Below are 13,080 nucleotides of genomic sequence, written 5' to 3' on the forward strand. Positions count from 1 at the left end.
TCATTCCTTGCTCGATCCGGCGAGCATCCCGGACACCAGCGTGCGCTGGGAGAAGAGGAAGAGCACCAGCACGGGCAGGATGGCGATGACGATGGCCAGGGCGAGTTCGGGGATGGTGATGTTCAGTCCCGCACCGGCGACGGGGTTGAACGACGGTGTGGAGGTGAGCAGTTGGTTCAGGCCCACCTGGACCGGGAACTGCTCGCTGTTCGGCAGCACGAGATACGGCAGGAAGAAGTTGTTCCAGTTGCCCACGAAGCTGAAGAACGCGACCAGTCCGATCACCGGCTTGGCGAGCGGGAGCGCGATGCGGGAGAAGAGCTGCCACTCCGTGCAGCCGTCGATGCGCGCGGCGGACAGCAGGTCCCTGGGAAGGCTGCTCCCGAAGTAGATGTAGACCAGGTACACGCCGAACGGATAGAAGGAGAAGGGGAGGATCAACGACCAGACGGTGCCGATGAGATGGAAGCGGTTCAGCTCCAGGAAGATCGGCAGCACCAGGGTGGCCTGCGGCATGATCATGGTGACCAGGGTGATCACCAGGAGCGTCTGGCGGCCCCGGAACTTCGTCAGCGCCAGCGCGTAGCCTGCCGGAACACTGACGAGCAGCGTCAGGACGAGTGAACCGCCCGAGTAGATGGCCGAGTTGAGCAGCCACCTCGACATGGCGCCGTCCTGGAAGGCGAACAAGTGCCGCCAGGCCGCGCCGATTTGATGGAACGAACCGAAGGAGAGCGGGTTGTCCCGCACCACTTCGCCCGCGGTCTTCGACGGGGCCAGCAGCAGCCAGATCACCGGCAGCACGAAGAAGACGAGGAGAAGGGCCAGGAGGAGGCCAACCACCAGGAACGGAAGGCTCCTTGACGGGTGGGCGCGTCGCCTCACGGCCGCCAGGAAGGGCGTCGTCTGTGTCATTTCTCGTCCAACTTGAACAGGTTCGAGCGGGCGACCAGGAGACCGGCGGCGAGGAGACCCACGGCGAGGAGGACGACGGAGATCGCGGCGGCGCCGTTGAAGTCGCCCTGCTGGAAGGCGTAGACGTACGCGAGTTGGTTCGGCGACCAGGTGGGGCTCACCCTGCCGAGGCTCGCGGTCTGGAGGAGCTGGGGCTCCACGAACAGCTGGGTGCCGGTCGCGAAGGCCATGATCGTCATGTAGACGATCCACTGCCGGATCATCGGGATCTGGATGTGCCAGGCGGTGCGCCACGGGCCCGCACCGTCCATACGGGCCGCTTCCAGCACCTCGTCGGGGATGTTGTTCAACGCCCCGTACATCACGACCATCCAGCCGCCGGCGCCGGTCCAGAACGCGATCAGCATGAGGATCAGCGGCAGGTTGCCGGGTGCCAGGACGGCGGCGAACGTCTTGAACCCCAGGGCGGTCAACAGCCGTGACACCGGGCTGACATCGGGATCCAGCATGAACAGCCAGACCAGCACGCTCGCCACTCCGGCGAGGGCGCCGGGGATGTAGTAGAGGAAGCGGAAGAGCGCCGAGGTGCCCGGCCGCACCCGGCTGCGCAGGATCACCGCGGTCAGCACGACCACGACCACCAGCGTCACCAGCCACATGACCAGGTAGATCAACATGTGGGTGAAGGCCGGGACGAAGCGGTAGTCCTGGACGACCTTCGTGAACTGGTTGAGCCCGGTGAACTGGCCCCGGTCGTTGGTGAGCGACAGATAGAACGCGTACCCGGTGGGGAAGACGCCGAACGCGAGCAGCAGCACCGCGTACCCGGCGACGAAGAAGTAGCCCGCGCGACCGCGGCCCGTGCGCCGCGGCGTGATGCCGTGGCGCACGGGGGAGACGGCGACGCGCTCGGTCTCCAGCAAGGTCACTGATCGACCACCTTGTAGCCCTGGGTCTTTGCCTCGCCGGCGATCTCCTTCTGCCAGGCGGGCAGCGTCTCGGTCAGGCTCTTTCCGGCGGTCAGCGCCGGGAGGACGACGCTGGACCAGGCGGTGGAGTCCGAGAACTTGGTGTTCGACCAGCCGGTCCACACCTCGTTCGCGGCCTGCTCGAACGGCCCGCTCACATCGTTGGCGAAGTAGTCCTTGTTGGCCGGGTTCGCCAGCCAGGCTTTCGCGGCCTGGGTGTACGCCGGATAGGTGGGCGCGGTGGCCTGGTTCTCGTCGGAGGTCGTCAGCCAAGTCACCAGATCCGTGGACGACTTGAGGTTGGCGCTGTGCGAGGACACCATCCACACACCGCCGCCGACGTTGCCCGTGGCGGTCGTGCTCTCCCCTTCCCAGGCGAGCGGGGGAGCCGCGGCGATCTGCTTGGCCGGGGTCTTGAAACCGGCCTTGAACAGGTACTGCCCATACCACGAAGGGCCGTACGCCATAAGGACTTTGGAGCCGCTGTTCTTCGCGAAGCCCTGGCTGAAGAAGCCCTGGGTGGCGACGGCCTTGGCGCTGATCAGGGTGTCCAACAGCGTCGCCATCCGCGTGCACTTCGGATCGGCCAGGTCGGTGCGCAGGGTGTCGGGCTTCACCAGGTCGAACGCGGGGCACTGGCCCGACCAGAAGTACGACTCATGGGAGTTGGTGTCCCCGACCGAGCCCACCAGATAGCCCGGGTGCTCCTTGGCGACCTTCTTGCCGAGGGCCTCGTACGCCTGCCATGTCGTGGGGACCTGGTAACCCCACTTGTCCATGAGGGACTTGTTGTACCAGAGGAGAACCTGCGCGATGTCGTTGCGCATGCAGTAGGTGTGGCCGTTGAACTGACAGGGCGTCAGAGATCCCTTGGCGAAGCCGTCCAGAGTGGTCTGCGGTACGAGCTTCTCGTCCAGGGGCGCGGCGAAGGGCTGTGCGCCGGGCTTCGTGGCCTCCGAGGCCCAGGTCACGTCGGTCGGATTGCCGAACACCACGTCCGGCCAGCCGCTGCCCGTCCGGTCGAACAACTGCACCTTCGACTGGAGATACGTCGATCCGTCGGCGCCGCCGTCGTACGTGACGATCTTCATCTTCACGTCGGGATGCGACTTCTGGTAGGCCTGCACGGACGGCAGCCGGGTCGAGTCGGCCCACACCGTGATCTGTGAACCCGCCTTCTGCGCGGCCGGCTTGAACGCCGACTCCTTGGAGGCGGAAGGGGTGGTGGTGTCGGCGCTGGCGCAACCGGCCAGGGCGGCCGCGGTGGCCAGGGACAGCGTGATGGCCGCCGCGCGGAGCAGCGAGTGACGCCGACCGGTTCTCGGAGATCGGGAAGACTCCATCGTCTTGCCTTGCCTTTCTGTTCTCGCGCCGCTCAGCGCGGTTGCTCGACGAACGGCAGGAGTTCGCCGCCGTAGCCGAAATCGAGGGGGAGGGCGATGCCGGGCCCCGTGGGGGCGTGCACCAGGCCCTGGTCGTCCACATGGCGCTCTCGGACGACGTTCACCGAGGTCACCAGGGACTCGTAGTAGGTGGTGTTGGAGATGGCCATGCACAGGTGGTGGTTGGGGATGTCCGAACCGTGCACCTCGGCCCGCAGCCGGAAGGCGTCGGCGAGATGCGCGGTGCGCATCGCGCCGGTGATGCCGCCCCGCAGGGTGGTCCCGGCCCGGACGCCGAAGGTGGCGGCACCGGACCGGATGAAGTCCGCCGCGTTCATGTGCGCGCCGTCGGAGGTCTCCGCCACCAGCAGCGGTACGTCCACGGTCTCGGCGAGCCGCTGATAGGCCGAGATGCTGAACTCCCGGATCGGCTCCTCGTACCAGAGGTAGTCGGCCTCGGAGAGCGCCCGCCCCAGCCGGATCGCGTCGGGCAGGTCGAAGCCCGCCGAACCGTCGTACATCAGCGGGACGTCGGGACCGACGTGCTCGCGCAGGGCCAGGCACAGTTCGGCGTCACGGCGGGCGTCGCCCCAGGCGTGCAGTTTGATGCCGCGATATCCGAGGGCCAGGCACTGGTCCGCCACGTCGAGGAACTCCGCGACGCTCGCGAACGTCGAGGTGGAGGCGTAGGCGGGGATGGCGTCCCGGAAGCCGCCGAGCAGACGCCAGACCGGTTCGCCGTGGTAACGGCCAGCCAGGTCCCACAGGGCGATGTCGATCAACCCCAGGGTGGGGAGCGGGAGTTCGTGGATACGGTCCAGCTCCCACACCCGGTGCCACAGCCACTCCCGCTGGAACGGGTCGGCGCCGACCAGTTCCTCGCGGAAGACCCGGTCCACCAGGTCCCGCAGGACGACGTGGGCGCCGGGGCGGGCGAACAGCGCGACGCCCTCGGCCCCCTCGTCCGTCCCGATGTGCAGGACCGCGCCGTCGCCCACCGGAGCGCTGCCGCTCAGCCCGTCGCGCCAGCGGAAGGGCGGACTGGCTGCCGGAACATCGATCCGGTGTACTTCGACATGGGTGATCTTCATCCTGGCTTTCGTCTTCTGTAGGGAAACGTTTTGGCTGGGAGGCGTTCTGGCTGGGAAGCGGGCGGGGCTCAGAAGCCGCCGTACGCCTGGAGCGTGTAGACGCTGCCGCCGTTGCCGCTAGAACCGGTGACGGTCAGGCGCAGATAGCGCGCGGTGATCGGGGTGCCGACGAAGGCGTAGTTGGTCTGCGCCGTGGTGCTCGCGGCGGTGTGGTCCTCGAACGTCGACCAGTTCTGGCCGTCGGTGGAGTACTCCAGGCGGTACTTGTAGCCGCTCGGCAACTCAAAGGTGGTGACCACGGTGGAGACGGTGGTGTCCTTGCCGAGGTCGATCTGGAGCCAGGACGGGTCGGGCAGTCCCAGGCCCTGCGCCCAGCGGGTGGAGAGGTTGCCGTCGACCGCCTTCGCCGGGGCGTAGCCGTCCGACTCGGAGGACGAGGTCGCCGTCTTGTTCAGGGCCAGGTCGTTGTCCGCCGGAGTGGTGACGACGGCCGCCTTGCTCGGGTCGGAGGTGTTCAGCGCCTCGTCGCGGGCCACGACGGTGAACGAGTACTGCGTGCCGGCGGTCAGGCCGGAGACCCGCAGGGTCGTGGCGTCGGTGACACCGATCCGCTTGCCGTCCTGGTAGACGACATAGCTGGTCACGCCGGTGTCGTCCGTGGCCGCGGGCCAGCTGACATCGACCAGGCTGGGCAGCAGCGGCTTGACCGTCGGCTGTCCGGGAGCGGTCGGGGCCGTGTGGTCCGTGACGGTCCTGGGGGTGCCGTAGACCTGGAAGTCGTAGATGCTGCCGCCGTTCCAGTTGGAGCCGGTGACGGTCAGTCGGACGAAGCGGCCCGCGACCGGGGTGCCCGTGTGGACGTAGTCGGTCGCCGCCGTGGTGTCCGCGGTGGTGCGGTCCGCGAGGGTCTTCCAGTGGACCTCGTCGGGGGAGACCTCGATGCGGTACTTGTAACCGCTCGCCTTCTCGAAGGTCGTGATCGCGCCGTTCACGTCGTACGACGCTCCGAGGTCGACCTGGATCCAGGACGGGTCGGGCAGGCCGAGGCCCTGTGCCCAGCGGGTGGAGAGGTCGCCGTCGACCGCCTTGGCCGGGGTGTTGTCCTCGGAGTACGACGAAGCGGTGATCGGCTTCTTGAGGGCGAGGTCGGAGCCGGACGGCATGGTGACCTTGAGCGCCTGGCTGGGCTGGGACTCGTTGCCTGCGGCGTCACGGGCGGTGATCTTGAAGGTGTACGTCTTTCCGGCGGTCAGGCCCGGAAGGCGTACCGAGGTGGCGCCCGTGGCGCTGATCAGCTTGCCGTCGCGGTAGACGGAGTAGCCGGTGACGGCCGTGTCGTCGGTGGACGCGGCCCAGTTGAGGTCGGCGATCGTCGGGAAGTCGGTGACCGCGCTCGGAGTGCCGGGCCTGCTGGGCGACTTGTGGTCGGTGACGGCCGGGCCCGGGTCGAGGTGACGGTAACTCGCTTGCAGGCCCGCGTTGTTGACGATGGAGGCCGGGAGCTGGGCGCAGGAACCCACGGTGGTGTTGGCGGTGATGGTGCTGCTCGTGCTGTTGGCCTGGGCGGAGTAGGCGGGCTGGGTGGTGAAGTTGTTCGTGGCCCTGATGTCCATGCCGTGGTTGAGGAACAGCCACTGGTAGGCCACGTCGCACAGCGCGTTGCCGGTGTTCGTCCAGTACCGGCTGCCCTCGTCGTGGTAGATCGCGCCGTAGGCGGGCGGCGGTGTGCCGTGGATGTAGTTGCCGGACACCACACCGCCGGGGTTGGTGCTGAGCGTGTAGATGGCACCGCCGTCGGCCTGCGACTTCATGATGTCGTAGATCTCGTTGTCCGTGACCTTGGTGTCGCGGCTGGTCGTGGGGGTGTCCCAGATCGGAACGCCCAGGTTTCCCGGGTAGTTGGTGTCACCGCCCTGGTCGGTGAGGCCCCAGCCCCAGCCGACGGAGATGCCGGTGTAGGGGAGGTCGTAGACCTTGTTGTGGGTGATCGTGGTGTGGTCGGTGTAGCCGGCCAGGATGCCGATGGAGCCGTTGTACTGGTCGGCGACCTTGGTGACCACGTTGTTGGCGACCTGGGTGTCCTTGGTGATGTCCCGGGGGTCGTCGGGGTGGGCGTCGATCACTTCGACTCCGCCGATCTGGATGCCGGTCGCGGCGATCTGGCGGAAGACGTTGCCCGTGATGTCGGTGCCCTGCGTGCCGGTGTTCAAGTTCAGCCCGACCGCGCCGAGATGGGTGAAGGTGTTGCCCTCGAAGCCGATGCCGTGGCCGTAGTTGAGGTTGACCGCGCCCGGAGTCTTCTGCCACTTCAGACGGGTCGCGTCGAAGTCGGGGTCGTTGCCGACCATCCGGAAACCGGCCTGGCCCTCGATGAGGCCCTCGGACGAACTGGGCGCGAGCCAGGTGGAGTAGGAGAAGGTGATGCCCTGGAACGACACGTCGCTGACGGGGGCGGCCCGGGTGCCGTTCAGGTCCACCAGGTCCTGCACGAGCGGCACGGTGACGGTCGAAGTGGACAGGTTCTGGCCGGACTTGGGCATGTAGTAGATCTCGCCCGCGCCCTTGTCCAGGTACCACTCACCGGGTGTGTCCAGCAGCTCGCGGGCGTTCTCCAGCCAGGTCGGGTTCTGGATCTCCTGGCCCTGCTGGAGATGCGCGTTGTGCCAACAGGGCTGCTGCATCGTCATCTTGAAGTCGGCGATCGACTGCACGGGGCAGCGCATCAGCTTCCAGCCCCAGGAGCTGACGACCTCCAGGTCCGAGGGACGCTTGTAGGAGTTGAGGGAGGAGTCCGTGAAGGCGTAGCCGGTCGGCGTCTGGCTGAAGCCGGCCGGGTTCTTGCCGCTGCGCGCCCGGGTCTCCAACTCGCCGTCCACATAGAGCTGTCGGGTGTCGATGTCGCCGACCTTGGCCTTGTAGACCTGTCCTGTCGCGTCGGCCGGAACCCAGCCGGATATCTGCTTGCCTCCGCTGATCACCGGGTGCGCGCCGGGCGCGGCCTCGTAGTAGATCCGGTGCCCGTTGGTGCCGGAGTCCCGGGCGGTCAGGGCGAAGGTGCGGCTGAGCTGGTAGGTGCCGGACAGGAGCCGGACGTGGATGTCGCCCTTGGCCTTCTGCTTGACATCGCGTACGTAATCCCGTGCGTGGTCAAGGGTCTTGAAGGGGTGTGCGGCGGTACCCGAACCCGCGTCGCGGCCGGTCGGGGAGACATAGACGTTCAGGTCCTGCGGCGGGGGAGCCGCCTGGGCCGGTACGGCGTTCAGCAGGGCGGCTGCCATCGCGGCCACGGTGAAGGCGGCGGGGAAACTTCTTCGCAGCGGCGTGAAAGCGCCCCTGCGCGCAGACGGATGAGACACACCTATCCAATCGCCTGAGGGAGGGTGATACCTGCAAGTCCCGGTTGTCCACCGGGACTTGAGGGCGTCGGGCGACCCGATCGCTGTGCTGCGGCACATGCGGGGTCGGCCGGGTTACGAGGCCGGTGCCTCCGGAGGGGTCGGCCGGGCCTCGGGGCTGAACAGCCGGTCGCGAATCTTGCTCTCGAACTGGCTCTGGGTGGTGGCGATGTGCTCCACCATCAGCCGCTCGGCGAGATCGGCCGCCCCCGCGGCGACCGCCTCCGCTATGGCCACATGCTGATGTGCGGCGACTTCTAGCGATCCGGGCACGTCACCGTGGAAGAGCAGTACGTCGGACTGGGACGCCAGGCGCCGCACACCGGCGACGCTCGCCCGCAGGAACACGTTGTGCGAGGCGGCGCCCACCGCGTCGTGGAACGCCGCGTCCGCCTTGGCGAAGGTGTCCACGTCGTTCATCGTGGCCGCCGTCAGGGAACTCTCCGCACTCTCCCGGATGGCCCTGACCTCGATCGGGGTCGCGTGGGAGGCGGCACGGCGCGCCGTCTCCGACTCGATCACCTTGCGGTAGTCCAGGAGCATCCGGACGTCTTCCATACCGGTCGGCCGGAAGTGCGAGAGCTCGTCGTCCAGCAGCCCGCCGACCGAGGCGGCGACGAAGATGCCCGCGCCGCGCCGCACTTGGAGCCGGCCGATCGCGGCCAGCACTTTCACGGCCTCCCGGGTGACGTTGCGGGAGGCACCGAGGATCTGGGCCAGGCCCTGTTCGGTGGGGAGGCGGTCGCCGGGCCGCAGGTTCTGCTGGGCGATGTACTCCAGCAGTTGCTCCGCGACCAGCTCATATCCCGGACGGTAGGCCGGTGTTGAGTCGCCCAAGGCGAGCCCCCTCTTGCGCCATGAATGAATCAGGTTCATTTTCCGTGGCCAATATGGCACCGCCGCTGAGAGTTGGGAAGAGATCGGACAGATCTCGATCCGAAGCCCTGTGGATACCCTGCTAAAATGCCAGAAACTGCCCATATCCATCAGGGTGTTGCGTGAAATGGATCCCATCCTTAAGGTCCTGCCTGCCAGATGAAGCAGATCCTTCTCTATGCGGCGAGTGCCGTGGAAGCGGGAACCTCGTGAGGGCACACCCACTCGGCCGTACGGGCGTCCGGGTCAGCACACTGGGATTCGGTGCCGCCCCCATCGGCAACCTCCACGGTCCGATCGACGACGACCAGGCGCGGGCCACCCTCGATGCCGCCTGGGACGTGGGGGTGCGCTACTACGACACCGCCCCGCACTACGGCCTCGGGCTGTCCGAACGGCGGCTCGGCGAGGCCCTCGCGCACCGTCCGCGCACGGAGTTCACCGTCTCCACCAAGGTCGGCCGACTGCTGGAGCCCCACCCGGCACCCACCGGATCCGACCTGACGGCAGGCGGCTTCGCCGTACCCGACACGCTGACGCGCCGCCCCGACTACTCACGGGACGGCGTACTGCGAAGTCTGGAAGCCAGCCTCGACCGCCTGCGACTCGACCATGTCGACATCGTCTACGTCCATGATCCCGACGATCACTTGGACGCCGCCCTCGACCACGCCCTGCCCGCGCTGGCGGCCCTGCGCGACCAAGGCGTCATCGGTGCCGTCGGCGTCGGCATGAACACGGTCGCCCCGCTGTTGCGCATCGTCGAGGAGGGGGAGGTCGACGCCGTGATGGTGGCCGGGCGGTGGACCCTCCTCGACCGCACCGCCCGCCCCTTGCTGGACGCGTGCGCCGGACGCGGGGTCGCGGTGGTGGCCGCCGCACCGTTCAACTCCGGCCTGCTCAGCCGCACTTGCCCCGGGAGCGACGCCACTTTCGACTACGGCCCCGCCCCGGAACCGGTACTGCGCCGCGCCCGCCTCCTCGCCGAGGTGTCCGCCCGACACGGCACCCCACTCCCGCACGCCGCCCTGCGCTTTCCGCTGCGCGACCCCGCTGTCGCCTGCGTGGTCGCGGGCTTCCGCACCCCGGAGGAGGTCGTGTCCGCAGCCCAATGGACCGCCGCCGATCTGACCGCGGAAGCGTGGCGGGACCTCGATGCGGCAGCGGAGGGCGGGGCAGCGGGGTGGGACTGAACAGGCCGGTGTTCCGCCGCAGTTGACCTGTCGTGGCTGGCCACGCGTACGAGGCGGTGAGTTCGGAGCAACGGTGCGGTGATGAGCAACGACTCCCTTCCCGGCCGTGCCGTCCGGCTCATCCAGCTGTCCGTCGATCGAAGGAACGCCGCGCAGTCACATGGTGCGCCAGGACGGCACGCGCCGCGATTCGCTGTACTACAGCGTGCTCGCGGACGAAAGGCCGCCGGTGCGCGGGAAGTTGCTCATCCGCGTCGCGGCCAAGGCCACGGCCTAAAAAACGGGTGCCCCAGTAACTCCCGGACCAGTCAGTGCGGCTGACGGATCGTGAACGGGGACTTCGGCCGCGTCATCCGCCGGACGGGTCCTGACGCAGCGCGGCGGCCATCCACTCGCGGACTGCCGCCGCCCGCTCCGGATCCGGCTTGGGGGTGCCGTTGATGGTCGCCACCAGGGAGTGGTACTTGGTCAGCAGCTTCAGGCCGGTCGCCTTGGCCAACGCCTGCGCGCCCCTGCCGTTCCGGTCGAAGTCGACGATGCCGCGCCGGGCCTTCTCGACGTCGTGTCCCTGGTCCCCGGTCATCGCCGTGACCAGCCTCGCCGAGTCGGCGGCCACGCGCTCGGCGATGTCCCGGGCCAGCGGTGACTCCGCGGGCACGCCCGCCTGTTGGGAAGCCTGCGCCTCCAGGAGGAGCTTCCGATGCCTCTCGACGCGGGCCATCATCTCCGGCGACGCCATCAGCCTGCCCTGCTCGGTGCCGAAGGTGCGGTGGAGGAAGTCCCGCAGCGCTGTGCGGAACTCCAAGTCCCGCACGATCTCGGCGAGTTCGATCCAGGCCTCCAACTGCTCGGTGGACGGCTCCTCGGGCAAGTGGGGCCGTTTGCTGTGCAGTTGCTCGACGTAGTCGGGATGCACGTCCAGGCCGTCGGTCACGAAGTCCCAGAACTCGCCGATGAGCCGGTCGCGGTCGTCGTCGGACATCGACACCAACTTGTGCATCAGGCTCACCTGTTCCGTCGTGGTGTGCTGCCGCACGATGGTCCGCAGTACGGCGGAGCGCGCCCGGAACTGCCGTAACTGGTCCTCGACCAGGCGCAGATGAGTGACCGCCAGATCGTGCAGGGAGGTCTCCGCGCCCAGTACCCGGCGGATGTCGTCGAGGTCGGCACCCAGGTCGCGCAGGGTCCGCACGACTTCGAGCCGCGCGATGGCGTGCACGTCGTACTGCCGGAAGCCGCCCCCGGTGAGGCCGGTGGGTGTGACGACGCCCTCGTCGGCGTAGAACCGGATCGCGCTCACACTCAGGCCGGTGCGGCGGGCGACGTCTCCGATGGAGTAGAGCTCGTTCATGCCGATCACTATGGGATCTCAAGCGACTTGAGAGTCAAGGGGATCGGCGGGGAGTAGGCATTTAGTATAGTAATTGGACTGACTGTCCAAGAATGAGAGAGGGGAAGGTGGACGGCAACCCTGCCCTGGACGCCGAACGGGACGCGATCGTCGGTGCGTTGGGGCCTGTCGTTGAGGGGATCGCGGCGACCTTCGGGCCGGTCTGCGAGGTGGTGTTGCACGACTACCGGTCCCCGGAGAAGTCCGTGGTCGCCGTCTCCGGAGCTGTCACCGGGCGCTCGGTGGGCGGCGCGATGAGTGAGATCGGGCTGCGGGTGCTGGCGCGCGGGGACGAGGCCGACGACGAGTTGAACTACCTCACCCGGACCAAGGGCGGCCAACGGCTCAAGTCGTCCACGATGGTGCTGCGCGACTCGACGGGCGCGGTGTTCGGCGCGCTGTGCGTCAACGTCGACGTCACCGCCGTACAGCAGGCGCAGGCCGTGCTCACCGGGATCGGCGGGGGAGTCGGGACCGGGGCGGGTGATGCGCCGGGAACGACCACTTTCGGCAACGACATCGACTCCGTGGTCGAGGCCATCGTGGACGACCACCAACTGCGCCGACAGAGCAGGACGTGGGTCCAACTCGGCCGCGCCGAGCGGCTGGAGCTGTTCCGCAGCCTTGACGAGCACGGGGTGTTCGCCGTGCGGCGGGCCGTCGAGCAGGTCGCCGCCCGACTGGGCATCTCCCGCGCCTCCGCCTACAACTACCTCTCCCAGGCCCGCGCCGCGACCGGCACCTCCGCCGCACCCGGCACCCCCGCCACTCCGGCAGATTCCGTCCCTCCCGCCGACTCCGCTTCCGATGGAGGACCCGCGTGACGACCACCACCCCGCCCATCACCCTTGACGACGTCCGTGACGCCGCCGCGCAGATCAAGGGCGTCGCCCACCGCACACCGGTACTGCGCTCACGCACTCTCGACGGACTCGTCGGCGCCGAGGTGTTCCTGAAGTGCGAGAACTTCCAGCGGATCGGCGCCTTCAAGTTCCGCGGCGCCTACAACGCGGCCTCCCGGCTGACCCCGGAGCAACTGGCCCGGGGCATCGCCGCCTACTCCTCCGGCAACCACGCCCAGGCCGTCGCTCTCGCCGCCCGCGAACTCGGCACCACCGCGGTGATCGTCATGCCCGAGGACACCCCGGCCTCGAAGCTGGCCGCCACCGCGGGGTACGGCGCCGAGATCGTGACGTACGACCGCTACACCGGCGACCGGGTGGCCATCGGGGAGGCCCTGGCGGCCGAGCGCGGACTCTCCCTCATCCCGCCCTACGAGCATCCGCACGTCATGGCGGGACAGGGCACGGCCGTACTCGAACTCGTCGAGGAAGTCGGGGAGTTGGACACCGTACTGGTGCCCGTGGGCGGCGGCGGGCTGATCGCCGGGACGGCCACCGCCGTCAAGGGGCTGCACCCGCGCACCCGCGTGACCGGCGTCGAACCCGCGGCCGGGGACGACACCAAGCGGTCCCTGGAGGCGGGGCGGCGCGTGACCATCCCGGTGCCGCGCACCATCGCCGACGGACAGGCGGCCGAGACGCCCGGCGAACTGACCTTCTCCGTGAACCGGCGGCTCGTCGACGAGATCGCGTTGGTGAGTGACGAGGAGATCAAGGACGCGATGCGGTTCGCCTTCGAGCGGCTGAAGATCGTCGTCGAGCCGAGCGGTGCCACCCCGCTGGCCGCGCTCCTCGCCGGGCGCGCGGGCCGGGTCACCGGCCGGGTGGGGATGATCGTCTCGGGCGGCAACATCGGCGCCGAGCGGTTCGCGCAGCTGTGCGCGAGCGTTTCGTCATGACCGTGCCCCGGTCGCCGTTCCCCCGAATGGCGCTCCCGGGTGGACAGGAAGACGATGGAGTGGTGGGGC

General features: G+C 68.4%; 10 protein-coding genes. 3 read left to right on the forward strand and 7 right to left on the reverse strand.

Features of this window, described 5'->3' with window-relative positions; translation table 11 throughout:
• The 6 genes from ACWIHT_RS28670 to ACWIHT_RS28695 all read right to left on the reverse strand — a co-directional run bounded on the left by ACWIHT_RS28670 (position 1) and on the right by ACWIHT_RS28695 (position 8,588).
• Entirely contained in the window at positions 1-915 is a 915-nt protein-coding gene (locus tag ACWIHT_RS28670; RefSeq protein ID WP_456171175.1) for a carbohydrate ABC transporter permease, read from the reverse strand.
• Entirely contained in the window at positions 912-1,844 is a 933-nt protein-coding gene (locus ACWIHT_RS28675; RefSeq protein ID WP_456171176.1) for a carbohydrate ABC transporter permease, read from the reverse strand. The genes ACWIHT_RS28670 and ACWIHT_RS28675 overlap by 4 nt, the downstream gene beginning before the upstream one ends.
• Positions 1,841-3,226: an ABC transporter substrate-binding protein gene (locus tag ACWIHT_RS28680; protein ID WP_456171177.1), complete on the reverse strand. Its 1,386-nt coding sequence runs from the start codon at positions 3,224-3,226 to the stop codon at positions 1,841-1,843. Before ACWIHT_RS28680 ends, ACWIHT_RS28675 begins: the two co-directional genes overlap by 4 nt.
• A gap of 32 nt (positions 3,227-3,258) precedes the next feature.
• Complete coding sequence (locus ACWIHT_RS28685; protein WP_456171178.1) at positions 3,259-4,356, reverse strand: enolase C-terminal domain-like protein; 1,098 nt, start codon at positions 4,354-4,356, stop codon at positions 3,259-3,261.
• A 68-nt stretch (positions 4,357-4,424) separates the two neighbouring features.
• Positions 4,425-7,634 (reverse strand): discoidin domain-containing protein, encoded by a 3,210-nt coding sequence (locus tag ACWIHT_RS28690; protein ID WP_456171179.1) that lies wholly within the window; start codon positions 7,632-7,634, stop codon positions 4,425-4,427.
• Positions 7,635-7,826: 192 nt separating this feature from the next.
• Positions 7,827-8,588: a FadR/GntR family transcriptional regulator gene (locus tag ACWIHT_RS28695; RefSeq protein WP_456171180.1), complete on the reverse strand. Its 762-nt coding sequence runs from the start codon at positions 8,586-8,588 to the stop codon at positions 7,827-7,829.
• Between the two features lie 248 nt (positions 8,589-8,836).
• Between ACWIHT_RS28695 and ACWIHT_RS28700 the strand changes: the two genes are divergently transcribed.
• On the forward strand, positions 8,837-9,820 hold the full coding sequence (locus tag ACWIHT_RS28700) for an aldo/keto reductase (protein WP_456171181.1): 984 nt from the start codon (positions 8,837-8,839) through the stop codon (positions 9,818-9,820).
• Between the two features lie 349 nt (positions 9,821-10,169).
• Here the strand turns inward: ACWIHT_RS28700 and ACWIHT_RS28705 are convergent, their stop codons facing one another.
• Complete coding sequence (locus ACWIHT_RS28705; protein ID WP_456171182.1) at positions 10,170-11,171, reverse strand: MerR family transcriptional regulator; 1,002 nt, start codon at positions 11,169-11,171, stop codon at positions 10,170-10,172.
• Positions 11,172-11,263: 92 nt separating this feature from the next.
• Between ACWIHT_RS28705 and ACWIHT_RS28710 the strand changes: the two genes are divergently transcribed.
• Complete coding sequence (locus ACWIHT_RS28710) at positions 11,264-12,034, forward strand: helix-turn-helix transcriptional regulator (protein WP_456171183.1); 771 nt, start codon at positions 11,264-11,266, stop codon at positions 12,032-12,034.
• Entirely contained in the window at positions 12,031-13,011 is a 981-nt protein-coding gene (locus ACWIHT_RS28715) for a pyridoxal-phosphate dependent enzyme (protein WP_456171184.1), read from the forward strand. The genes ACWIHT_RS28710 and ACWIHT_RS28715 overlap by 4 nt, the downstream gene beginning before the upstream one ends.
• The last annotated feature ends 69 nt before the right edge of the window (positions 13,012-13,080 follow it).

It is taken from the genome of Streptomyces sp. NPDC002276 (genome assembly GCF_053891435.1).